Genomic DNA, 24,198 nt, shown 5'->3' with positions numbered 1-24,198 from the left:
CCTTATGCACACGTAAAACAAGAAGCCCACCGAAGTGGGCACTTGTATTGTATTGGGTATACGCGCAATACGCGATTAGGAAGGGAGGGCAGCCTCTACAGCTTGCTCTACATCTTCTTCCTCCGTATGGGGGGTACTTCGGCCCAGCTTTCGGCGGAAGAACTCGCGCCAGCCATGCAGGATCTTGTACACCACGGGCACTACAATGAGGGTGAGGAACATGGAGCTGGTAAGCCCGCCGATAAGCGCCCAGGCCAGCCCGCGCTTCCATTCGGCCCCGGCCCCGGCCGCCAGGGCTATGGGCAGCATGCCAAACACCATGGCAAAGGTGGTCATAAAGATGGGCCGCAGGCGCTCGCGGCCTGCCTCTACCAGGGCATCCAGCACACTCATACCTTTTTCAATTCCGGCGTTGGCAAAATCTACCAGTAGAATGGCATTTTTGGCCACCAGGCCCATCAGCATGATGAGGCCCAGCATGGTGAAGATACTCAGGCTATCCTTGGCCAGGCCCACAGCCAGGAAGGCACCAATGAGGGCCAGTGGCAGGCTGAACATGACGACAAAGGGTGTGAAATAGCTGTTGTACAGTGCCACCATAATCAGGTACATAAAGGTGATGCCCACCAGCAGGGCCAGGCCCATGCTGCTGCCGGCATCGGCCCCATTTTTCAGGTTGCCATACACATCTAGTTTGATGCCGGGGGGCACGCCGCCAGCTTCGGCCAGCTGGGCCCGCACCTGTGTGTCCACATCCCCCTCGGTTACCCCCATTACCTGGCTCTTGACCGTTACAGAGGGGATCCGGCCATAGCGCTCCAGCTTGGCTGGACCCTCGGTGCGGCTGATGCGGGCTATATCTTTCAGTTTCACGGCCTCGCCGGTGGCAGATAGTACCGTTAGGTTGCCCAGGTCTTCCTCGCTCTGCCGGTCGAAGGCATCCACCATCACCCGGATGTCGTATTCCGTGTCTCTATCACGAAACTTCACTTCATCAAAACCGGTGAGGGCTGTTTGCAGCACCGTGCCTACATCGGCGGTGGTGATGCCCAGCTCTGACATCTTCTGCTTGTCTACATCCACATTCAGCTCGGGGCTGCCGCGCTTCGTGCTGATATCCACGTCTACGGCACCACGGCTCTTGCGCACCATCTCGGCCAATCGGTTGGCAAAGGCAGCAACGGAGTCGCGATTGGCACCGGATACGATGTACTGCACCGGATCCTCATCTGCGGTGCCGAATATGCCAATCTGGCGTACCTTGAAGTCCACCCCCGGGTACTGCCGCGCCAGCTCATTTTTCAGGCGCTGGCTTACCTTCAGGGTTTTATCTTTTCGCTTATCCTGGTCTACCAGCTGCACGGTCATATCCACGTAGTAGCTGGTGCCCTGCAGGAAGTCGAAGCCCTCGTCGCTGGCGCCCACCTTTGCGATCACTTTGGTTACCAAGCTATCTCGTAGCAGGGCCTGCTCTACCTGCTGGCTCAGCAGGTTGGTGCGGGCCAGGGGGGTGCCATTGGGCAGCTCTACCAGCAGGGAGAACTGGCCCCGGTCGGCCTGCTTGATAAACTCGAAACCAATATAGCGGCCTGCAATAAAAAAGCTGAGGAAGAACAGGGCAGAGGCCACCAGCACTACATAGCGCTTTCGGCGCAGGCTGAGGCGCAGGAAGCGGTCGTACAGATCGACCAGCCGGCCAAACTGTGCCTCAAACCACCGGCCAAAGGCATTCATCAAGCCCGGCCCTTGCAGGTTGGGGGCCTTGGAAAAGCGGCTGGCCAGCACAGGTGTTACGGTAAACGACACAAAGAGCGACATCAGGGTACTGAATACCACCACGATGGAAAACTCGCGCATAATGTTGCCAATCATGCCCCCCACCAGGGCCAGTGGCAAGAAGACCACCACGTCTACCAGGGTAATGCTCATGGCCGTAAAACCGATCTCGTTTCGGCCATCCACGGCTGCCCTGCGGCGGGTCTTGCCCATCTCCATGTGGCGGTGTATGTTCTCCAGCACCACAATGCTGTCATCCACCAGGATGCCTACCACCAGGCTGAGGGCCAGCAGGGTCATCAGGTTCAGGCTAAAGTCCAGCACATACATGACAAGGAAGACCGAGATGATGGAGCTGGGTAGCGAAACCATGACAATAAAGCTGTCTCGGATGCTGTGCAGAAAGAGGAACATGACCAGCGCTACGAGCAGGATGGCCATCATCAGGTCGTGCTCCACGGCATCTGCGGCCTCTATGGTAAACTCGGTTCCATCCTGGGCAATGTCAAACTTCAGGCCGATTTGGGCATACTCGGTCTCCAGCCGGGCCATTTCCTGGCGCAGCATTTTGGCCGTTTCCACTGCATTGGCATCACTCTGCTTCTGTATTTGCATCCCTATGCTGTTCAGGCCATTGATGCGGTTAATGTTCTGGTAGTCGCGGGTTCCATCTACCACCTCGGCCAGGTCTCGCACATACACCTCGCCCGCATAGCCCGGGGGGGTTACCACACGCAGGTCGCCCAGCCGGCTTACCTGGGGCTCCTTGCCAGCCACCCGCACTACCAGCTGGTTATCCCGGGTCTTTACATCCCCGGTGGGGAAGTCCAGGTTTCCGGTCTGTAGGGTTTGTACCACATTTGCCAGGCTTAGGCCATAGGCCTTTAGCTTGTCGGTATCCACATTTACGCGTATCTCGCGCTCATCTCCCCCTATGAGGGTAATCTGGCCCGTACCGGATATTTTGTTCAGTTGTGGGGCTATCTGGTCCTTTACCAGTTGGTACAGTTCTTTATCCGTCAGCGTTTTACGCGCCTTTCCGGCAACCTTACTACTGTCATACACCCCCTGGGATACGCCCAGGCGCAGGATGGGCATCTCGTTGAAGGCAAACTTGATCACCAGGGGTTCCTCGGCCTGGTCGGGCAGTTGGTCCTTTATTTCATTTATCTTTCGCTGCACGTCCTGGGTAACCACGTCTATGTCTGCCGTGTAGTCAAACTCCAGCTGCACAAAGCTGAAGCCCTGGAGGCTCTGGCTTTTTACGAAGTTGAGGTCGGAGATGGTGGAGGTAGCATCTTCTATCTTCCGGGTCAGGTTGTTCTCCACCTCACTCGGGCTGGCACCCGGATATACAGTTACCACCGAAATGGCCGGAAAGGACACATCGGGCAGCAGCTCATACTTCAATAGGCGGTAGCCAAAGAAACCCAGTATGCCCAGCACCGTGAAGATGACCACCACGAGGGTGGGCCTTTTTACAACGAGTTCGGTAAACGACATGTCTCTTGATGATAAATGGGTAACAGATGCCTTACTGAATGCTTATCTGGGCGCCATCGGTCAGTCCATACTGCCCGGCTGTTACTACCTGCTCGCCCGGTTTCAGGCCGCTGAGTACCTCCAGCCGGTCCTCCTGCTGCAGGCCCAGCTGTATGGGCCGCTTCCTGGCCACTCCGCCCTCTATCACATACACATAGGGGTCCTTTACACTGCCAGCCAGGGCCTCGCGTGGTATAACCGCGCTGGTTTCTTTCTGCTGCTGGGTGAAGTTCACTTTGGCAAACATACCTGCCTTTAGCTGCCGTTGCGGGTTGTTCACCAGGCTTACTTCTATCGGGTAGGTGTGGGCCTTGTCTGCCTGCACCCCGATGTAGGTGATAGAACCCCGAAAGGTAGTGCCCGGAAACACCTCGGTGGTGATGGCTACCGATTCTCCCATTTTTAGGCGGAAGGCCTCCTGCTCGCCCACACGCACCTTTACCTTCAGCCTGCTGATGTCCGTAATTTCGGCCACCGGGCTACCGGGGTTGGCTAGCTCGCCCTGCTCAATCAGCTGCTGGGTTACCACCCCATAGGTAGGGCTGTATATTTCTGTGTCCTTTTGCTGCTTTTGGGCTATCTCATACTGGCTTTGGGCCGTTGCCAGCATCAGCCGGGCATTATCCAGCTGCTGGCCGGTAGCCACATTCTCTTTGGCCAGGGCCTCAAAGCGCTCCCAGTCCTTGCGGGCCTTCTCATAGTTTGCCTTGGCAGCCACCAGGTTAGCACGTATCTGCTCATCATTCAGCTTTAGCAGGGGGGTGCCTACGGCCACATAGGTGCCTTCGTCAAAGAAGATACGCTCCACTTTGCCTGTGGCTTCACTGCTTATGCGTACGGTGCGGTTGGCCTCCACCGTGCCCACCAGCTGCAGGGTGTTACTCATTTTCTCTTCGGTCACCCGGGCCATCTTTACCGGTATCTTTTCCAATACCTCTATCCGAGCCTCGGCCTCCATTTCGGCCTTATTACTCTCCAGGCGGGCGTAGATCAGGATGGATGCGCCTACTAGCGCAACAATCAGGAGGGAGATACGGAGCCACTTTTTCATAGTACGACAGAAATAAACGTAGGGAAGAATAGGAACGAGGAAACTTTCAAGACATTCATAGTTTCCAAGCCGAACGCGTTTCCATTCTGTTTGGTGCCCGCCGATCTACTTTTTTTCAGAAAAAGTACAAGCCCTATCTTTGTGCGATGAAACAGAACCTACTGGTGGGCACTACGGTGCTTGTTTTGGCCTTTTTTATAGCCCTGATGGTGGCACGTAGCGGCAGCAAAGCCAACTACTGCCCCTGCCCTACCCACACGGCCTGCGCGGCCGGCACCTGCGCCCTGTGCCAGGCAGGCATGTGCCAGATGAAGAAGTGCCACCAGGGTAGCTGCCAGAAACAGGCATGCTGCAGGGGAGTGGGCAAAAAGCAGGCATGCTGCAGGAGCAACCACCCCACACAAGAACAGGGTGCCCACGGCACACACAGCCCCAGCCCGCAGCAGGGGCAGCACGCACACTAGGCAGCAGGCGGCGTAGTAGCCGCATTCAGCCGGCTGTGCCTGCGGCCGTAGCCGAAGTAGATAACCAGCCCCACTGCCAGCCAGAGGAGGAAGCGCAGCCAGTTGCTCACATGCAGCTGGCTCATCAGGTACAGGCAGCATATCAGGCCCAGCAGGGGGATCAGGCTCAGGCTACGGAGGAAAGCCCAGACCGTAAGCCCGGTTACTACCAGTACAAACAGGTAGGTGGGCAGCATCTCGTACAGGCTGGTGGGGGCAAAGAAATGCTCGATGGCCTGGGGGGCCTGTAGGGCCACCACATACCAGCCAACCATGTACAGCAGGGGCATGGGTGCCCGGGCCGATATATAAGGCAGCCGGAAGCGGCGGTTTGGATGCTTGCGGTAGGCCTCATCCTGGTGCAGGCGCAGGATGCCACCACACACCAGCACAAAGGCGAAGAGGGTACCAATGGAGCTGAGGTTAAGCATCTCCTCCAGGTTTACAAACAGGAGCGGAAGACCCACCAGTAGCCCCGTCATGATGGTGCTGAAGCCCGGGGTGCGAAAACGGGGATGTAGTCGTCCAAAGCGGGGGGGCAGTAGACCATCGCGGCTCATGCTCATCCAGATGCGCGGCTGCCCTACCTGAAAAACCAGCAGCACACTGGCAATGGCAAAAACGGCGCTCACCGCTATAATGCCGCTCATCCACCCCAGGCCCACGTATTCGAACACGTAGGCCAGTGGATCGCCCACCTTTAGCTCGGTAAAGGGCACCATGCCCGTGAGTACCAGCACCACCAGAACGTAGAGTAGGGTGCTGATGCCCAGGCTGTAGAGTGTAGCCCGTGGCAGGTCTCGCTGGGGGTTTTTGGCCTCCTCGGCTGTGGTGCTGATGGCATCGAAGCCGATGTAGGCAAAGAAGACGGCAGCCACGCCCCCCATCACCCCGGCCCAGCCACGCGGGGCAAAGGGTTGCCAGTTTTGGGTATCGATAAAGAAGGCTCCCAGCACCACCACCACCAGCAGTACCAGCAGCTTTACGGCCACCATCAGGTTTCCGGCCCGCTTGCTCTCGCGGATGCCGATGTAGGCAATGTAGGTTATCAGGGCCACAATCAGCAGGGCAGGCAGGTCCAGTATAAGCGGCAGGCCCAGCAGTACAGGGGCCTGCTGCCAGGCCGCACGGGCCTCGGCCAGGTAGGCTGGCAGGGGCTGGCCCGCGGCAAGCAACGCCTCGGCCTTTTCATGTCCGTTCGCGGCGCTCAGGGCATCCATGCCGAGCCACGCAGGCCAGTGCAGGCCGGGTACACTGCTCCACAGCTGGGTGAAGTAGTCGCTCCAGCTGATGGCTACCGCAATGTTGCCAATCCCGTATTCGATGATCAAATCCCAGCCGATGATCCAGGCAAACAGCTCGCCAAAGGCTGCATAGCTATACGTGTAGGCCGACCCGCTGATGGGGATGAGGCTGGCAAACTCGGCATAGCACAGGGCTGCCAACCCACAGGCCAGGGCGGTGAATACATACAGCAGGCTGGTGGCCGGCCCGCCCTGAAATACGGCCTCGCCAATGGCGCTGTAAATGCCCGAGCCAATGATGGCAGCAAGGCCAAAGGCCGTAAGGTCGCGCACAGTCATGCGCCGGTGCATGCGCTCGCCCTCGGGCCGGGTGGCCTCTTGCTCCAGAATGCGGTCCAGGGTTTTGCGACGTAGGAGGGTTTGCGTCCATTTCATACGCCTAGTTTACACAAAGTTTTGGCAAGTAGCCTGCATCACCGTTTATGTTTATCTTGAGCCTATGCGGCCCTGAACTGTGCCGCTTGCAGGTTGTGTAGTATATGCCCCAGCTGTATCGAAACTTTCCGCACTACCCCATAGGGCCCTTCGTCCATCAGCCCCATGCCGATGTTCCCTTTGCCCTCACCCGCTTTGAGCAGATGGCCGAGCCCGAAGTGGAAGACCCGCACACCCATGCTTTTTACGAGATCCTGTGGGTGGAGCAGGGGCACAGCATGCAGGCTATAGACGGGCGGCGCTACCAGCTGGGGCCAGGCTCGCTCTTCTTTATCTCGCCCGGCCAGCTGCATGCCTTCGAGTGGTGGCAGCACCTCCGGGGAGGTACACTGATGTTTACCGAAGCGTTTTTTCTAAGTGGCCGGCGCGATACCAACCTGCTGCTGGGGCTGAGCTATCTGGACAACCCCAGCACAGAGCCACTCTTCGTGCCTGGCACGGCAGACTGGCAACGGCTGCTACTGCTCCTACAGGCCCTGGAGGCCGAAACAGCGCCCGCCCTGCAACGCGCCTACCTGGAGGTGATCCTGCTGCTGATTGAACGAGCGCGGCCTGGTGCGGCCTATGCCACCCCCCAGCTAATCGCATACAAACGCTTCCGCAGCCTACTGGAGCAGCATTTCACCGCCGAAGTGGGCACCACCTACTACGCCGACCAACTGGGGCTGAGCACCCAGCACCTAAGCCGATGCTGTGTGGCTGTAAGCGGCCAGCCTACCCGCTGGCACATAGAGCAGCGCCGCCTGACCGAGGCCAGGCGCCTGCTGGCCTATACGACGCTGACCATAAGCGAAATTGCCTTCCAACTGGCCTACCACGATACCTCTCACTTTGCCAAAGCCTTCCGCAAACACCTGGGCATAGCCCCCCTGGCCTACCGGGCACAGTTTGCGGCTACGCACCCACAGCCCCACTCGTAGACTCGGGCCCGCCCAGGCCTCTAGTTCGAAATATACCCAAGCTTGCATCCCGGCTACCCGGCACCCTGGGCGAGGCTTGAGATATTTGTGCATGAAATCAAACGCCATGGAAAAATGGCTAGTAACCGGTGCCTCCTCGGGCCTCGGGCTAGCCATAGCCAAAGAAGCCCTGGAGCAGGGCGCGTATGTATACGCTACCTTTCGTCAGCTGGCACAGGCAGCAGCCTACAGCCAGCAGTATGCGGGCCGTGGCCTGGGGCTGGTAATGAACCTGAGCGACGCGGCGAGCATACAGGAGGCCGTGGCGCAGGTGGGCGAACTGGATGTACTGGTGAATAACGCCGGGCTGGGCATGGCAGGCGCCATAGAGGAAACCAGCATGGCCGAAGCCCGACGACTGTTCGAGGTCAACTTCTTTGGCACCCTGCGGCTTACCCAGCTGCTGCTACCGCAGCTGCGGGCCCAGCGGCGGGGACATATTGTTCAAATCTCCTCGCATGGGGGGATCAAGGCTTTTGCAGGCTTTGGCCTATACAATGCCAGCAAGTTTGCGCTAGAGGGGATGAGTGAGGCTATGGCGCAGGAGCTAGCCCCCCTGGGCATCCGGGTAAGCCTGGTAGAGCCTGGGCCCTTCCGCACCCAGTTTGCAGGCCCCGGCTTTGTGCAAGCCGAAAACCGGATAGCCGACTACCAGGCAACAGCCGGGACGTTTCGTGAGAAAATAGCTGCCGTGCACGGCCAGCAAGAGGGAGACCCGGCCAAGGCCGCCAAGGCCATCGGGCAGCTGGTGCATCGGGCAGACCCACCCCTGCGACTGCCCCTGGGCAAAACCGCCCTGATGACCATACAGACCAAGCTAGACCAGGTGCAGACAGACCTGGATGCTGCCAGGGAGCTAGCCAGCCAGGCCATCTTCGGCCCATAGGCCGTAAATCGCCCAAATGGCAACGTACGGTACGCCTCGCGCAAGGATGCGCTGGCAAAACCGCCCCAAAAGGACATGCCCGAGAAGCAGAAAGAAAAACCGGGAACAGCCCACACGCGCTGAGCCAAAGATTTACTTTGTGTGCCTTTACGAAATTTTTATAAGTTTGCGTAGTTGTCAAAAGCTTTCCTAATTCCTGCCATGTCCAAAAAAACAATCCTGCTGGGCTTCTTGTTGCTGTTCACACTGGGATATGCCCACGCACAGCCACCCTGCACCGGTTTGAGCAAAGAAGAGCTGAGGATATTCAGCGAGGGGTTGAAAGCGTATAAAAATCGCGAACTGGCCAAGGCGAAATGTACTTGGGAGGGCATAAAAACCCCATGCTTTGAGCTTAGCTACCTGCTGGGACGTACCAACTGGTACCTGAACAACTACGAGCAAGCCAAAAAGTACATGGAGGATGCTCTGCTGCAGAATGCAAACGGCAACGACACCCTGTACTACGACCTGGCACAGGTACTGAAGACACTGGGGCAGTATGACAACGCCAAGAAGACTTTTGAGGACTTTCTGAGCCGTTATCCGGTTACCGACCCCAATGACTATTACCTGAAGCAAACCCGGTACGAGCTGGCTGGCATCGAGTATGCCAAGGTAGAAATGGAGACCAATAAGGACTGCCCTGGCTGGCGTGTAACCCGAGATGCCGGGATGAAAACGATAAATCAAACGGTGTACGACGAGGGCTTCCCGGCAATCTTTGCCGTGGAGGCAGACAGCTTCCTGATATTCACGGCCGAGAGCCCGCAGAACCGCGGCTACAAGCCAAAGAAGAAACCGAAAGATCGCTGCGAGGTGCCCCGTGGAGCCTATCCGGAGGATGGAAAGCCCTACAGGGATCTGTGGATCGCGAGCATGAAAAATGACAGCACTTTTGGTCAGCCAGAAAACTTGGGCACCCTGATTAATACCAAGTCTAATGACGGGAACGCCGTAATAGACCCCACAGGCAAGGTAATGTACTACACCATCTGTGGAGAAGGTCGCTTCAAAAAGAAATGGGGCTGCAGCATCTACGAATCCAAGTACGATGCCGAAACTGCCAGCTGGGGCCTATTCGAAAAAGTGCCCGGAATAGCAGGAACCCAAAAAGTGGTGATAAACAGCAAGGGCAAAACCAAGGATGTGCCTACGGTAGACATGCACCCCACCCTGGCCGATGGCGGAAACACCATGTACTTTGCCTCCACGCGCGAGGGCGGAAAAGGGGGCATGGACATCTGGGTCTCCAGCAAGGCGGGCACCAGCTGGAGTACGCCCGTAAATGCGGGATCCATTAATACGCCCGGCAATGAAATGAGCCCACACATGGGGGCCGACGGAAAGAAAATCTATTTTGCCAGTGCCGGGGGCTTTGCCGGCTTTGGCGGCTACGACCTGTACGAGGCCGAGGGTAGTACCTCCACCTGGTCTGCACCCAAAAACCTGGGAGCGGGCATAAACACCAGCTACGACGACTTTGCCCTGATCTGGACCGAGCAAGACAGCATAGGCTACCTGACCAGCAACCGGGCCGGAAAAGGCGATGATGACATTTACCGTATTGTGAAGCAGTACTGCCCACCCCTATCGCTCACGGTGCAGGGCTTGGTGCGCAACGAAAACACCAAGCAGGTTATCCCCTTTGCCACGGTTACCCTCTTCCGCTACGAAAAGGACGGAAGCCTAACGCCGCTGGACACGATGAAAACCCAGCAGGACGGACGCTACAGCATGAGCATCGAGCGAGGATATCGCTACAAACTGGTGGGTACAGCCCCCGAATACTTGTCCAAGGACATGACCGTGGATGCGCGGGAGGTAAAAGGCAAGGGTGCGCAAAGGCTGGAGGCCAATATAGACATCCTGCTACCGCCGATCGAAATCGACATGATTGTCTTCCTGGACAATATCTACTACGACTTTGACAAGGCCGACCTGCGCCCCGAGAGCATTCGCACCCTGGAGAAGCTGGTCAAGCTGCTGAAAGACAACCCCAGCATCACGATCCAGATCAATTCTCACACAGACACAAATGGATCTGAGCGCTACAACGTGCGCCTGAGCAACCGCAGGGCCAAGAGTGTAGTAACCTACCTGGTAGAAGCAGGCATAGACGAAAAGCGCCTGTCCAGCTTTGGCTTCGGCGAAACACGCCCCTTCAAATACCCGGAGCTGTCTGACGCAGATGAGCAGGCCAACCGCCGTACGGAATTCCGGATCCGCAGCATGGACTTTACACCCAAGGCCCGGTAACAAAAACTGTGTAATCATAAGGGCGGACTCTCCGCCCTTTTTTATTGCCACAATTTCTCATACAAAAAGATGAGTGACCTGTATGCCCGCAGGGGTGTTTCCTCCGGAAAAGAGGACGTACACGCTGCCATTTCGCACCTGGATAAGGGTCTGTACCCAAATGCGTTTTGCAAAATCCTGCCCGACTACTTTGCCCACAGCTCGGCCCATGCCTGCCTGCTGCATACTGATACGGCAGGCACCAAGCCCATCCTGGCCTATCTCTATTGGCGCGAGACGGGGGACCTGGACGTATGGAAGGGCATTGTAGAGGATGCGCTGGTAATGAACCTGGACGACATGGCCTGCGCGGGCATGACAACGGGTTTCGTTGTTTCGTCCAACATTGCACGAAACAAGGCACGCATACCCGGCGAGGTGCTGGGCGTGCTGATAGCCCATGCCGATGCCTACCTGAACAGCCTGAGAAAGTATGGCATAGAGGCCTGGCTAGCCGGAGGCGAAACTGCCGACGTGGGCGACCTGGTACGCACCCTGGATGTGGGCTATACCGTAGCGGGCCGCATGGCCCGGGACGAGGTAATGGAGATAAACATACAGCCCGGCCAGGTGATCGTGGGGGTGGCCAGCAGTGGCCAGGCCAGCTATGAGCAGAGCTGGAATAGTGGCATAGGCAGCAATGGACTCACCAGTGCGCGGCACGACCTGCTGGCCAGCTACTACAAGGTGCACTACCCCGAAACCCTGGAGCCTAGCCTGGAAGAGGCCGTAACCTATGCCGGCAAGTACCGGCTGACCGACCCTATAGCCGGCGTGCCGGTAGATGTGGGGCACATGATCCTGAGCCCTACACGCACGTACCTGCCCCTGCTAAGGCCCCTGCTGGCCGAGTATCGCTCAAAGATTGGCGGCCTGATCCACTGCACGGGCGGCGGACAAACCAAGTGCCTGCACTTTGCACCCCAGGGGGTGCACATCGTTAAGGATAACCTGATGGAGATTCCCGTTATCTTCCGGGAGATACAGGCGGCCATGCATACGCCCTGGAAGGAGATGTACCGCACCTTCAACATGGGGCACCGGCTGGAGATCTACACGGATGCCGATACCGCTCAGGTAATTATCGAGCAGGCTGCTAGCCTGCACCTACAGGCGCAGGTGGTGGGGCGTGTAGAGCCCGGGGCTGGGCCAAAGGCTACGCTGGCGGTGCACCATGCGGGCCAGGTGCTACAGTACCCCTGATCTTGGGTGTTCTCGGCCTGCCCACTACCCGTCATTCCGTCCCCCCCACCCTTGAGAGAGGGGGGGCGGAATGAGGGGGAATTGGGGAATAAAATCTAGTACAGCCGCACCATATCTCCGCCACCCACGCCATTCTTGGTTTGGGCATCTACGGGTTTGCTGACGTAGTATACGTAACCGGCACCCTCCACATTTGCGTACAGCTTTCCGTGTGGCTGGATAAATACATCGCCCTTACCCATCAGGTCCACCTGCACATCCTGGGCATGCAGGGTGCGTGCCTCAACATGGCCCTTTCCGCCATTCCATATATATAGCGCATCGGTATGGCCATGTACGGATACATCGCCTTCGCTGGCATTGTAGACGCGCAACTGCTGGCCGGCGGGTAGCTCGGCATGCAGGTAGGTCGAGGCATTGCCCTCGCAGTAGAGCGCAAATCGTTCCTGTATAGGCACATTGCTGGCCAGGCGGGCATAGCCTCCCACCCAAACGCTGTCTATACCCCGTATGGAGACGATTATGTTAGCACGGCCGCTTATCTCAGCCATCTCTTCCACGTACAGCACCCCATTCATAACGGAGAACCGAACCTTGGCCGAGTCTGCGGGGGTGGCCAGCACCAGATGGTCATTCAAGGGGCCATCCAGCAGGGTGAGGGTCTGTGTACCCTCGTACACCACGGTGTGAAAACGGGCACCTTGTAAACTCTGGGCCTGCACGTAGCTCAGCGCTGATAGGTATGCCATGGCCAGGCAGGCAAGCGTCAATTTCTTTTTCATAAAGCTTCAATTTGGGTTCCGTAAAGCTAGAAAATATCTTCACAAGCCACACAGAGCCGGAATCTTTGCTAGTTTTAGGTTCGCCTGCAACGGGTGGCCTATTTTGTACGTTTTAGCCCTATGGTGCACCTCCTGTCTCGCCCCACACGCCCACACACCTGCTGCCTGCTCTGGCTGTGCCTACTGCTGTGTAGCCTGCCAGTGCGGGCGGCCGTGCTACTGCTGCCCATGGATGAGCAGCAGGCCGAACACCTGAAGGCCTATGGCGTGGCATACTGGGTGCTGGCGCATGAGCAGCCGGTAGACTGGCTGCTGAACTACCGGGGGGGCAGCTTTGCTTTTCCGGCCTACGAGAAGTTTGAGCAGGAACTGCTGATCCGCAATGTGAACTACGAGAAGATATCGGACAACGCCTATGCCCAAATTCTGCAATCAATTGGCAGCGAGAGCAGCAACCAGGATGCAGTGAAACTGGAAAAAGTGCCCAAAATTGCTGTCTATTCTCCCAAGAGTGCCCAGCCCTGGGATGATGCCGTTACCCTGGTGCTCACATATGCCGAGATTCCATACGACGTGATATACGACCCCGAGGTAATGGACGGCAAGCTGAAGGAGTACGACTGGCTGCACCTGCATCACGAGGACTTTACCGGCCAGTATGGCAAGTTCTGGGCCAGCTATGGCAGCCAGCCCTGGTACAGGGAACAGGTGCAGGAGAATGAGACCATTGCCCGTCAATATGGATTTGGCAAGGTGAGCCAGCTGAAGCTGGCCGTAGCCATGCGCATACGCGACTACCTGGAGCAGGGGGGGTTCCTCTTTGCCATGTGCAGTGCTACCGACAGTTACGACATTGCCCTGGCAGCCATGCACACGGACATCTGCGACCGTATGTACGATGGAGACGGTGTAGACCCCGACTATCAGGACAAACTGGTATTTGACCAGTGCCTGGCCTTTCAGGGTTTCCACGTAGAGCGAAACCCCCAGGTATATGAGTACTCGGATATAGATGCCTCGCCCAGCGTAGGCCGGCAGGTGCCGCAGAGCCTGGACTACTTCACCCTATTCGAGTTCTCGGCCAAGTGGGACCCCGTGCCCACCATGCTTACCCAAAACCACACCCGCACCGTAAAGGGATTTATGGGGCAAACCACGGCCTTTCGCAGTCAGTTTCTGAAACCCGATGTACTGGTAATGGGCCAGCTGAAAAGCGCCGGCGAAGCACGCTACATACACGGCAACTTTGGCCGGGGCATGTGGACCTTCTACGGCGGGCACGACCCCGAAGACTACCAGCACATGGTGGGCGAACCCCCTACAGACCTGACCCTGCACCCCAATAGCGCAGGCTACCGCCTTATCCTGAACAATGTGCTGTTCCCTGCCGCAAAAAAACAAAAGAAGAAGACCTGATAACGCCACACACCTACGCCACGCAGATGCGCATGGCACCAGTGCCCTATACCGAAACAGAAATCCACCACCGGCTGGAAGAGGTGCCCGGCTGGCAGTACCGCGCGGGCAGCCTGTGCCGAACCTTTGCCTTTGCCGACTTTGCACAGGCCTTCGCCTTCATGGCGGCGGTAGCAGCCGAGGCCGAGAAGGCTAACCACCACCCGATGTGGAAAAACCGCTATGGCAGGGTGGAGATCTGGCTACGCACGCACGAGGTGGATGGAATTACCGCCAAAGACTTTGACCTGGCTGCCGCGTGTAGCCGCCATGGCCATATAGCACAAATAGAGCCCACGGGCCCCTACCCTATGAGAGTAAAAGTACGCAACACTGCCGGGCACAGCCTGCCCGCCTACGAGAGCATGCACGCTGCGGGCATGGATGTACGCGCCTGCCTGGCCCAGCCGCTTAGCCTGGCACCCGGAGCCTTTCAGGCCATCGGCACTGGCCTGTATCTGGAGATACCCGAGGGCTACGAAATTCAACTGCGCCCCCGCAGCGGGCTGGCGGCCAAGCATGGCATTACCCTGCTAAACAGCCCGGGCACCCTGGATGCCGACTACCGGGGCGAGGTGAAGGTGATCCTCATCAACCACGGTACCAGCCCTTTTTTGGTGGAGGATGGCATGCGTATTGCCCAGATGCTGCTGGCCCCCGTTACGTACATCGAGTGGGAGCCGGTGGAGGCCCTGGAAGCCACCGAGCGGGGCGAGGGGGGCTTTGGACATACGGGGGTTTAGGGCTAATTTTGACCTCCCTTATACTGGTCGCATGAAAATCATCATCCCCATGGCCGGCCGAGGCTCACGCCTCCGGCCCCACACCCTCACCACCCCTAAGCCCCTGCTGCCCATAGCAGGCAAGCCTATTGTGCAGCGACTGGTAGAGGACATAGCCGCCACCTATACGGGCAAAATCGAGGAGATTGCCTTCGTTATCGGAGATTTTGGGCCACAGGTGGAGGCAGACCTGAAAGCCGTAGCAGCCAGGCTGGGCGCAAAGGGCACAATTTATTATCAGGATAAGCCCCTGGGCACAGCCCACGCCATACAATGCGCACAAGAGAGCCTGGATGGCGAGGTAATCATTGGCTTTGCCGACACCCTCTTCCGGGCCGACTTTGTGCTGAACCGCGAGATGGATGGCGTTATCTGGGTAAAATCCGTTGAAGATCCCCGTTCCTTCGGGGTGGTAAAGGTGAATGCGCAGGGTGTGATAGAGGACCTGGTGGAGAAGCCCGATCAGTTTGTGAGCGACCTGGCCATCATCGGCATCTATTACGTAAAGGATGGTGCCCGGCTACGCGATGAAATTCAGTACCTGCTGGACAATGACCTGCGGAGCAAGGGCGAATACCAGCTAACCGATGCCCTGGCTAACATGAAAGACAAGGGCATGCGCTTTGCCGCCGGTGAGGTGCTGGAATGGATGGACTGTGGCAACAAAGACAATGTACTGGAAACCAATGCACGCATCCTGGACCTGAGCCAGGCTGAAAGCCAAGTGAGTAGCCAGGCAAAGATTGTGGACAGCATCGTTATTCAGCCCTGCTACATCGGCCCGGGTACAGAGGTGCGGCAGTCTGTAGTGGGGCCTTATGTATCAATCGGGGCCAACTCTGTCGTTCATAACAGTATACTGTCCGACACCATCATACAGACTGATAGCCAGATCCGGTACGCCAACCTGTCGCACGCCATGATAGGCAGCCACACCCAGGTGCTACGCACACCCGAGGTGCTGAACATCGGCGACTATTCGGCTGTATAGTTTTTTCGTATATTACCGTATGTTACGTATCTCCGTTCTGGTGCTGTGCACCCTGCTGCTGGCGGGCTGCCGCACCCAGCAGGCTACCCAGCGCACACCAGACGGCCGGGGCACTAAGCTCTCTGAAGAACAACAGCAGCGCCTGGCCGCCCTGTTCATAGACGGAGCCACGAAGCAAGCACAAGAGTACCCCAAAGAAGCCCTGGCGCTCTATGAGCAGGTGCTGGAGATAGACCCACAGCACGGTGCCGCGCACTACCTGGTGGCCGAACTCTTGTATTCTGAACGCCAGTTTCAGGCAGCCCTGCCACACGCCCAGGCGGCCATGAAGTCGGACAAAGGCAATGTGTACTACCACGTACAGCTAGCCCGGATCCAACAAGCCAACAACGACCGGGAGGCAAGCAGAAAAACCCTGGAGGCTGCACGCAAGCAGTTTCCGCAGGACATAGACCTGCTCATTGAGCTGGGCCAAAACTATCTGCATGCCAAGGAATATCGCGCTGCCCTTGGCCTATACGACACCCTGCTGGCACGAAAAGGCGTAGACCCCGATATAATCCGGCAGAAAAAAGAAATCTACCTGTACCTGAATGAACCCCAGCAGGCCATAGCCGAGATGCTGAGACTGGTGCAGTTTTACCCCAGTGTGCGCAGCTATCAGTACGAGCTGTACGACCTGTACCTGCAGACCGAGCAGGCCGACAAAGCCCGCGACCTGCTAGCCCGCCTATATGCCGAGGATGCCACCGATGCCTTTGTGCTCTTCCGCATGATAGAGGCTGCAGAGCAGGCCGGAGATACAGCACAGAGCTACGAGCTGCTGGAAAAAGCCGTAGGCTTGGAAGAGATAGAGCTAGACAAAAAAGTACAACTGCTGATACGGGCCGATACAGACGTGAATAACCAGGCCCAGCAACGGCGGATCTGGCACCTGCTGCGCAGCCTGGAGGCACAGCACCCAAACAATTCGCTGCTAGCCAGCTACCTGGGCGAAAAGTACCTGAACCTGGACCAGCAGCAAGACAGTGCCCGCTACTACATTCGCAAGGCGGTGCGGCTAGACGATACGGACCTGAACCTGTGGAAGCAGCTTATCAGCCTGGATATACAGCTGCGCAGCTGGGATAGCCTGCAGGCCGATGCTGCCCGTGCCCTGGAGGTGTACCCCAACAACCTGGACCTGCTGTTCTGGCAGGCCCAGGGCAGTTATCAAAACAAAGACTATGCCACTGCCGCCGCCGCCGCCGAACGCTTTGTACAGCTAGCCGAAGACCAACGGGTGCAGCACATGCTGGTACTGATGGGCGATGCCCTGCACTATCTGGGCGACTATCCGGCCTCCAACGCGGCCTACGAAAAAGCCTTGGCAGCAAATCCGAACGATGCCACGGCACTAAACAACTACGCCTACTTCCTGTCGCTACGTGGCACAGACCTGGACCGCGCGCAGGAAATGATCGAGCAGGCCCTAAGAATACGGCCAGACGATGCAAATTTTCACGATACCTACGGCTGGGTGCTATACAAGCAGGGCAAGATGGAGAAGGCCCTGGAATGGGTAAAAAAAGCCTATGAGGCCGCGCCCAGTGCCGATGCTGCCACACATCTGGCAGCCATATACGAGGCCATGGGAAACCTGCACGAGGCAAAACAATACCGAAAAAAGGCAGAGGAGCTGGGTGGACCCAAAAGCAACCCGGAAAACACAAACGATAGCCTACCCAGATGATGTCGCACCGTTCTCTATTTGGCCTGATGCTGGTGCTGCTCGCTACCGTAGGCTGCAAGGCGCATGAATATGGCACGCGCGCCCAGCGCAGGGCTGCAAAGGAGCAGGCCGCAGCCCTGGAGCGGATCCACCAGGCTGCCTATACCTACACCCGCCTGGAAGTAAGGGGCAAGGCCGAGCTGACTATGGAAGGCCAGGAGGTGGGGTTTACCTACCGGCTGCGCATGACGCGTGGCGAGAGCATCTGGCTAACAGCGCAGAAGTTTGGCCTGGAAGGCATACGCCTACTAGCCACGCCGGATAGCGTGTGGGTACTGAACCGAATGGCGCGGCAGGCGTTCGTGCTCGACTACCCCTGCCTGAGCCAGCGGCTGGGCATGCCCGTCAGCTTCTCCACGCTCGAGGCACTCCTGCTTGGCAACTTCCCCCTACCCGATAGCCTGGTACGCGGCTATAGCCCCGGGCCGCCCACCACCTTTGTCTTCGAGAATCATTTGACCAAAGGGCAGATTTTTATCCACAAGGATGAAGATCGTCCAGAAAAAATCATAGCTGGGCTGCTGTCGGGAGATCAGCAATCCACAGTTACCTATGGCCACTACCAAGATGCTGGCCTGTCGCAGCTCCCTTTTTCGCTAAATTTGCAGGTAACGGGCCGGTATATCCTGGAGGCAAACCTGGAGCACAAAAAGGTGAGCTACGATCCGGAGGAGCTGCGCCTATCCTTCTCGGTGCCCGATGAGTATAAAAAGATCAACCCCTGCTAAGCCCATTCTCACACTCGCCCTGCTGGCAGTGCTGGGGCTAGTGGGCAGCTACTACCGCCTGTATGCCCAGCAGGCTGGCAGTAGCCAGATAAATAACCTGAAAAGCCGAGAAGAGCTACTGCGCCGACAGGTGAAGCAGACCGAGCTACTGCTGCGCCAAACGCAAGGCATCAAGCGCAAATCGTTCAACGAACTGGTGCTGCTAAAAGAACAGATCAACCTGCGCGAGCGCTTGGTAAAGGTCATCAATGATGAAATAGACGGCATTAGCCGCGATATAGACCAGATAGATGGCATCATCGGGTCTCTGGTAGCGGATGTAGCCACTTTCCAGAAAAGCTACGGCCAGGCTGCCCGCTTGGCCTATCTGGGCGAGGATGATATGTCGATGATGCTCTGGCTCATGAGCAGCGAAAGCTTTGCCCAGGCCTACGACCGGCTGGTCTACTTTCGCGAGGCTGCCAAGTACCGCAAGCAGCAGATAGAACTGATCCGGCGGACAAGCGCCTACCTGGCCCGGAAAAAGGGCGAAAAGGAAGCCAAGCTGGCGCGGCAAAAGAAACTGCGCGGCGACCGGCAAGAGGAAACTGGCAAGCTATCCCGGGCAAAAGAGGAAAAGGACCAACTGTATAACCAGCTGCGGGGTAAGCAGAAAAACTACGAGGACCGGATACAGGAGTACAAGCGCGAGCTGGCCCTTATCCGTGCCCGAATCCGCAAAATGGTGGAAGCCAATGCCACCGTGGCGAACAAAGATGTGGTAAACCAGCTAAATGGTGTGTTTGAGAAAAACCGCCACAAGCTGCCTTGGCCCATCCCGATGAACCAGGGTGTGGTAACCGGCTATTTTGGCCGTAGCCGCACCGCTACCGGGGGCGAGGTAATCAACGACGGAATCTACATCTCCACCCGCCAGGGGCAGGCGGTGCGCACCGTATTTGATGGTAAGGTAACCCTCGTTAGCCGGATACCGAACTACGGGCAGGTGGTCATCGTGCAGCATGGCAGCTACCGCAGCGTGTATGCCAACCTGGAGCAGGTGTCGGTAAAAGTAGGCGACCAGCTGGCCGTGCTGCAAGAGATCGGCACCGTGCGGGCCAATAGCGATACGGGTGAGATTCAGCTCTATTTTCAGATTTACAAGGGCTTTAACCCCGTAAACCCCATCAGTTGGCTAGCCCAAAAGTAGCCATGCGGGGGTTCTATTTACTTGCCGGATTACTATTGAGCCTGCTAGCCGCTGCCATCCTGTGGTGGGGGAATGCAGGCCTGTATGAGGCCCTGTACGCCTATCCGCCGCCGCATTTTTGGCAGCTGCTTACCTGGGTGGGAGACTCGGCTGTTGTAGTGGCCCTCCTGCTGCTGGCACTGCCGCGCCGCGCTGCAGGCCAGATGCTGGTATTTACGCTCTGTGTGGTGCTCACGGGCCTGGTAGCCCAGCTGCTGAAGCAGCTGGTGTTTGCCGACTGGGTACGCCCGGCGCATTTCTTCCCGCAGGGGGCCTTTCTGCCCGGCACGCCCAGGGCACACAGCTTCCCCTCTGGCCACAGCGTTACGGCCTATACAGCGGCCGTGCTGCTGGCGCTACGCTATCCGCGCTTGGGCTGGCTATGGGCGGGCCTGGCCTTTGCCGTAGCCATCAGCCGCGTGTATGTGGGTGCGCACTTTCCGCTGGATGTGGCGGCAGGCAGCCTGCTGGGCCTGCTGCTTACCCCCCTCTGCTACCTGCCGCTACAGGCGCGGCTGGGGCACTGGGTATCCGCGTGCTGGGGCAGAGTCTTCCGGCTGCTGGCTGTCGCCGCAGCCCTCCTGGTGCTGGGGCTGGCGTTGCTATAGGCTGGCGTGCCTCCCGGCATTTGCGTACTGGTCTCGCAGGCCATTTGCAGGCGCTCCCTATATCATGTTGATTGCATCCAGCAGCTGCTTCTTATAGCTTTTGCCAATGGGGATGAACTTGCCTACAATGACGATGGTGCCGTCTTCTATCTCCTCAATCTGGTCTATGCGGACAATGTAGCTGCGGTGCACGCGGATGAAGTCTGGGCGGCCCAGTTTCTTCTCCATCACCTTCATGGTGGCGTGTATCACATACTGCTTCTGCCCTACTGTATGGATTTCCACATAGTCGCCAATGGCTTCTACCCACTTGATGTCGGCTGTCCGGATCTTTACGTGCCGCCCATTGTGCTTGACGAAGAGGAAATCCGGATTCTCTCCGGCCAGGGCATTCAGGTCGGCTTCCACTTCTTCTCGGATATGGGTAGCGGCCTTCAGGAAGCGGGTGTACTCAGAGGGCTTGAGCAGGTAGTCCGTTACATGGTGTTCAAAGGCCTCCAGGGCATATTCCCGGTTGCTGGTAATCAGTACAACATGCGGTCTGATCTTTAGCGACTTCAGCATCTCCATGCCCGATATTTTGGGCATCTCAACGTCCAGAAACAGCAGGTCTATGTCTTCCTGCTGCAGGGCCACCAGTGCCTCTTCTGCGTTGGAAAAGGACCCCTTTAGCTCGAGAAAATCAGTTTGTGCAACAAATTTTTCAATCAGGATGCGCGAGACCTTGTCATCATCGACGACAAAAGCGGATAGAACACGATTCATATAACGGGTGCGGGGTTAAATCTGATAGTGTGCTGAGGGGTAGGCAGGGTGCCAATATGTTGATTGGGTGCCGCAAATTCCTATAGTTTGTTTTCCATATTGTTCAGCGCTCCATACAGCAGCTCTCTGGCCCGGTGTAGCTGGGCCTTTACGGTGCCAAGGGGGATCTGTAGCTCCAGGGCCACTTCCTCGTACGAAAGTTCCTCGAAGTAGCGCAGGATAACCAGCTGGCGGTATCGGGTAGGTAGCTGCCCGATGGCCACCTGCAGATACTCCTTGCGCTGCTGCTTCAGCAGCTTCTCATCCGGCACCAGGTTTCCATCTTTCAGTTGTAGCACCGGGTTACCGGTTTCATCATTTGCGCCTCCTTGGTTGATGGAGAGGGTTTGCATCTTCTTCCGCCGGATGAAGTCGATGGCTGAGTTCGATCCGATCTTGAACAACCAGGTGCTGAATGCAAACTTGGGATCGAAGGACACCAGGCTACCAAAAGCCTTGGCAAAAGTCTCCTGTGTTAGGTCCTCCGCATCCTCCGGGTTGCGGATCATCTTGTATATCAGGTAGTATACAGACTTCTGATACTTCTTTAGCAGGACCTCATAGGCTTTTTCATCGCCCTGTTTTGCCCGGTCTATCAGCAGCCCATCTTCTTCTTTATTTCGACTCTTTCTTGCCATTTAGGTAGTACCACATAGCCGGACAGGGCCGTGGCCCAGCCGTAAATATACCAGAATAATCCGAGCAGTGACAATTTTAGGGGGTTTATCCCCAGGGCTATGCGCTTTTGTGTCGGGCTAGTAGGGCTGTCTCTTGGTAGTGTCCTGCGAGCTAGGAAGTGGAGCGTCCAAGGTTAAATCTCAAATTCTAGGGGTCCGGATAAGCGCTTGACCTACCTGATATTTATGCTTACTTTTACATTCAGGGTTCTCAATAGAAGAATACACCCCACTCTATTACTAGTTTATGGTTAGTAATACCAATTTTCTTAAAAACGTGAAAATAGATATATTAAGAGTTATACTTATCGGCGTCTGCTTAGTTTTGGTATTTCCATTTACCAGCACCGCTCAGCCATTTACCTTGGCTACTGGCGGTTGCCCCATGGTACATTGTGATCCTGCGATGTCCGATGTTTCCCCCTCTCTCCCCCCTAGCGGAGAGATCTCTCTGCTTTGGAAAAGATACGAGGACGCAAGGGTGTGCGCCTGGTGTGCTACCGCCAATGATCGAGTCGCGTGTTCGTTTCAGAATACTGATAACCCTGATCTGGATAATCTGGTCGTTTACGACTTTGATGGGAATCTGCTTTTTACAGACTCCGGTATTTTGGGCAGCACGGCCGGTCTTTCTGGACATTTAATGGGCAATGATGGAGGTCTTATTGTTGCCGATAAAGACAAGGTGGTTCGGTTCGACCCCTTGGGCCAGGTGGTCTGGATGACTCCTACAAATGGGCAAGGAGGGGATCAACCGCTTAGTTTGAATTTAACGGAGAGTGGACAAATTGTTATTGCCAGCCGAAACGGTCCCATTGCAGCCTATGATAAAGAAACAGGCGTACAAACTTCTGTTCTTTCTCCCAATTTAAATTTATCCATTGGAAGTTATGGATCTCTCAATACCGTAGGGGCGGCAGGAAATAGGATTTACTTTTTGGGGTCTAGGTTCCCCAACAAGGGTGCTTTGGTTGCAATTGATGTATCGCCAACTGCTATGACGCAAGTTTGGAGCTTCCCCTTTCGCTCCGAATCAGGTGCCAGCCCATATGTTTCTGGTGATACTATTTTTTTGATGGTGAAGGGTTGGATGGTGGAGAGAGAGCACCCAAAGTGTTTGCGGTAAAAGATCTGGGAACCTCAGGGCAATTGCTTTGGACATACGATATTCCGACAAACGAGCGGTTAATCTCTTCAATAAACAAAGACCCTCGCGGGGGCATATGGTTTTATCCCAGGCCGATTTATGGAAGATTGACTAGATTAGACGAGCATAACGGAAATTTGATAGAAGAAATAGACTACAGTGCGCTGGTCAATGCAGCAAACCCCGTGGGCATCAATACTTCTACTACCATATTCTCAAAAAATGGGCAGACCTATATGTCGTTTGGGGTTACACCATCTCCTCCAACAGCAACAGGCCAATCTTTTCTTGTTGTACTAAATCTTGATACCCGAAGCATCCATTTTAAGTACAAGCTTTCAGATAACGCATTGAATTTCCTAAACGCAGGCAGTGCGCCGCGGCTTACTGTCGAAAAAAATGCAAAGACACGTCTTGTGGCAGGGACTACAAATTTTGGGGTCATGTGTTTTGGAAATATTTCTGAGGATCCAAACGATCCGGATCCCCCTACTCCGGATCCCCCTACCTCTCGCGCTAAGGCAAAGGGAGAGACCCTGCTGCGCCTGTATGTGAGCCCAGGCACCTTGAGCTATCCAACTGGTAGCACGCTACAGCTGTACAACCTGCAGGGCAGAAGGCTGCTAGATGTACGGTTAGACGGTGCCCCACAGGTGGCCGTAGACACACTGATACCCTCTGTCTACCTGGCCCGGGTGCTGTCTCCTGGCGGCACACTGCTGCACACTCAGTGTCTGTGGCTGTATAACTAGGGGCTTGACTTACAAGGCACAACAAATAGCCTTGTAAGTCAAGGAATAACAGAAGGTTAAGCAGGTATAAGCAGAAAAATCCTGCAGGCATTCGCCCTGGAGCTAACAGCCACCCAGGCCTCGAGTCTTTTGCAGATTAATCGAAACACAATAAATCGTTACTATCGCTTTTTTCTTGAGCAGACCTTAGTCCATCAAACCAAAGAATTTGAGCAACAGGTAGGAGAGATGGAGCCGGATGAAAGCTACTTTGGAGGCGTTTGGAAGGAATTGAGAGGCCGATCAACTGGCCTGTATTTGGACTACTCAAGCGAGGAAGAAAAGTGTATGTAGAGGTGGTGCCAGACGTAACAGCCAGAACACTTCATAGCATCATACGAGACCACGTAGATCCGTCAAGTGTTTTATTTACAGATAGTTACAGAAGTTATGATGGGCTTGTGCTGGATGGCTTTGAGCACCATAGGATTAACCATT

General features: G+C 56.4%; 21 protein-coding genes and 1 pseudogene. 16 read left to right on the top strand and 6 right to left on the bottom strand.

The genetic code is table 11. The features are described 5' to 3' along the window. Nucleotides 1–75 precede the first annotated feature (75 nt). Together LW884_06845 and LW884_06840 are read right to left on the bottom strand one after the other, a co-directional pair. Entirely contained in the window at nucleotides 76–3,279 is a 3,204-nt protein-coding gene (locus LW884_06845; GenBank protein MCE3008044.1) for an efflux RND transporter permease subunit, read from the bottom strand. Between the two features lie 31 nt (nucleotides 3,280–3,310). Beyond that, nucleotides 3,311–4,369, bottom strand: a complete 1,059-nt coding sequence (locus LW884_06840; GenBank protein ID MCE3008043.1) for an efflux RND transporter periplasmic adaptor subunit — start codon at nucleotides 4,367–4,369, stop codon at nucleotides 3,311–3,313. Between the two features lie 146 nt (nucleotides 4,370–4,515). Between LW884_06840 and LW884_06835 the strand changes: the two genes are divergently transcribed. Then, entirely contained in the window at nucleotides 4,516–4,833 is a 318-nt protein-coding gene (locus tag LW884_06835) for a hypothetical protein (GenBank protein ID MCE3008042.1), read from the top strand. Here LW884_06835 and LW884_06830 read toward each other — a convergent pair. Beyond that, the gene (locus LW884_06830) at nucleotides 4,830–6,551 is read right to left on the bottom strand and encodes an amino acid permease (GenBank protein ID MCE3008041.1); all 1,722 of its coding nucleotides are present in this window, start codon (nucleotides 6,549–6,551) and stop codon (nucleotides 4,830–4,832) included. The genes LW884_06835 and LW884_06830 overlap by 4 nt on opposite strands. A gap of 104 nt (nucleotides 6,552–6,655) precedes the next feature. Here LW884_06830 and LW884_06825 point away from each other — a divergent pair, with 104 nt between their 5' ends. The 4 genes from LW884_06825 (at nucleotide 6,656) to LW884_06810 (ending at nucleotide 11,996) form a co-directional block, all read left to right on the top strand. After that, nucleotides 6,656–7,531: a helix-turn-helix transcriptional regulator gene (locus LW884_06825; GenBank protein ID MCE3008040.1), complete on the top strand. Its 876-nt coding sequence runs from the start codon at nucleotides 6,656–6,658 to the stop codon at nucleotides 7,529–7,531. Between the two features lie 106 nt (nucleotides 7,532–7,637). After that, nucleotides 7,638–8,456, top strand: coding sequence for an oxidoreductase (locus LW884_06820; GenBank protein MCE3008039.1), 819 nt, complete (start codon nucleotides 7,638–7,640; stop codon nucleotides 8,454–8,456). A 201-nt stretch (nucleotides 8,457–8,657) separates the two neighbouring features. Then, nucleotides 8,658–10,754, top strand: a complete 2,097-nt coding sequence (locus tag LW884_06815; GenBank protein MCE3008038.1) for an OmpA family protein — start codon at nucleotides 8,658–8,660, stop codon at nucleotides 10,752–10,754. A gap of 69 nt (nucleotides 10,755–10,823) precedes the next feature. Next, nucleotides 10,824–11,996 carry a phosphoribosylformylglycinamidine cyclo-ligase gene (locus LW884_06810; GenBank protein ID MCE3008037.1) on the top strand — a complete coding sequence of 391 codons (1,173 nt, stop codon included), beginning with the start codon at nucleotides 10,824–10,826 and terminating at the stop codon, nucleotides 11,994–11,996. 95 nt (nucleotides 11,997–12,091) lie between these two features. Here the strand turns inward: LW884_06810 and LW884_06805 are convergent, their stop codons facing one another. After that, on the bottom strand, nucleotides 12,092–12,778 hold the full coding sequence (locus LW884_06805; GenBank protein MCE3008036.1) for a DUF2807 domain-containing protein: 687 nt from the start codon (nucleotides 12,776–12,778) through the stop codon (nucleotides 12,092–12,094). A 120-nt stretch (nucleotides 12,779–12,898) separates the two neighbouring features. Between LW884_06805 and LW884_06800 the strand changes: the two genes are divergently transcribed. From LW884_06800 to LW884_06765, 8 genes and pseudogenes are all read left to right on the top strand, one after another. After that, nucleotides 12,899–14,194 (top strand): asparagine synthetase B, encoded by a 1,296-nt coding sequence (locus LW884_06800; GenBank protein ID MCE3008035.1) that lies wholly within the window; start codon nucleotides 12,899–12,901, stop codon nucleotides 14,192–14,194. A 32-nt stretch (nucleotides 14,195–14,226) separates the two neighbouring features. Next, nucleotides 14,227–14,439, top strand: a pseudogene (locus LW884_06795) (4a-hydroxytetrahydrobiopterin dehydratase). A 105-nt stretch (nucleotides 14,440–14,544) separates the two neighbouring features. After that, entirely contained in the window at nucleotides 14,545–14,976 is a 432-nt protein-coding gene (gene dut, locus LW884_06790; protein ID MCE3008034.1) for a dUTP diphosphatase, read from the top strand. A 31-nt stretch (nucleotides 14,977–15,007) separates the two neighbouring features. After that, on the top strand, nucleotides 15,008–16,006 hold the full coding sequence (locus tag LW884_06785) for an NTP transferase domain-containing protein (protein ID MCE3008033.1): 999 nt from the start codon (nucleotides 15,008–15,010) through the stop codon (nucleotides 16,004–16,006). A gap of 19 nt (nucleotides 16,007–16,025) precedes the next feature. Continuing rightward, a complete protein-coding gene (locus LW884_06780; protein MCE3008032.1) occupies nucleotides 16,026–17,738 on the top strand; it encodes a tetratricopeptide repeat protein in 1,713 nt (570 codons plus the stop codon). Next, entirely contained in the window at nucleotides 17,735–18,505 is a 771-nt protein-coding gene (locus LW884_06775; GenBank protein ID MCE3008031.1) for a DUF4292 domain-containing protein, read from the top strand. Before LW884_06780 ends, LW884_06775 begins: the two co-directional genes overlap by 4 nt. Beyond that, nucleotides 18,477–19,694: a peptidoglycan DD-metalloendopeptidase family protein gene (locus LW884_06770; GenBank protein MCE3008030.1), complete on the top strand. Its 1,218-nt coding sequence runs from the start codon at nucleotides 18,477–18,479 to the stop codon at nucleotides 19,692–19,694. Before LW884_06775 ends, LW884_06770 begins: the two co-directional genes overlap by 29 nt. Nucleotides 19,695–19,729: 35 nt before the next feature. After that, the gene (locus LW884_06765) at nucleotides 19,730–20,341 is read left to right on the top strand and encodes a phosphatase PAP2 family protein (GenBank protein ID MCE3008029.1); all 612 of its coding nucleotides are present in this window, start codon (nucleotides 19,730–19,732) and stop codon (nucleotides 20,339–20,341) included. Nucleotides 20,342–20,398: 57 nt separating this feature from the next. On the opposite strand, the gene LW884_06760 is transcribed toward LW884_06765, so the two are convergent. After that, nucleotides 20,399–21,106, bottom strand: a complete 708-nt coding sequence (locus LW884_06760; protein MCE3008028.1) for a LytTR family DNA-binding domain-containing protein — start codon at nucleotides 21,104–21,106, stop codon at nucleotides 20,399–20,401. Between the two features lie 80 nt (nucleotides 21,107–21,186). Further along, nucleotides 21,187–21,783, bottom strand: coding sequence for a sigma-70 family RNA polymerase sigma factor (locus LW884_06755; GenBank protein ID MCE3008027.1), 597 nt, complete (start codon nucleotides 21,781–21,783; stop codon nucleotides 21,187–21,189). A gap of 316 nt (nucleotides 21,784–22,099) precedes the next feature. On the opposite strand from LW884_06755, the gene LW884_06750 reads away from it, so the two are divergent. The 3 genes from LW884_06750 to LW884_06740 form a co-directional block, all read left to right on the top strand. After that, nucleotides 22,100–22,948, top strand: a complete 849-nt coding sequence (locus LW884_06750; GenBank protein ID MCE3008026.1) for a PQQ-binding-like beta-propeller repeat protein — start codon at nucleotides 22,100–22,102, stop codon at nucleotides 22,946–22,948. Between the two features lie 464 nt (nucleotides 22,949–23,412). Next, nucleotides 23,413–23,721, top strand: a complete 309-nt coding sequence (locus tag LW884_06745) for a T9SS type A sorting domain-containing protein (protein ID MCE3008025.1) — start codon at nucleotides 23,413–23,415, stop codon at nucleotides 23,719–23,721. 260 nt (nucleotides 23,722–23,981) lie between these two features. Further along, nucleotides 23,982–24,198: transposase (locus LW884_06740; protein MCE3008024.1), on the top strand; the 217-nt coding region annotated here is incomplete at its 3' end.

The sequence above is a fragment of the Bacteroidota bacterium genome (genome assembly GCA_021300195.1).
Taxonomy (GTDB): Bacteria; Bacteroidota; Bacteroidia; order J057; family JAJTIE01; genus JAJTIE01.
The sequence above is the reverse complement of the archived record's forward strand: the minus strand, read 5'-3'. Positions and strand labels throughout refer to the sequence as shown.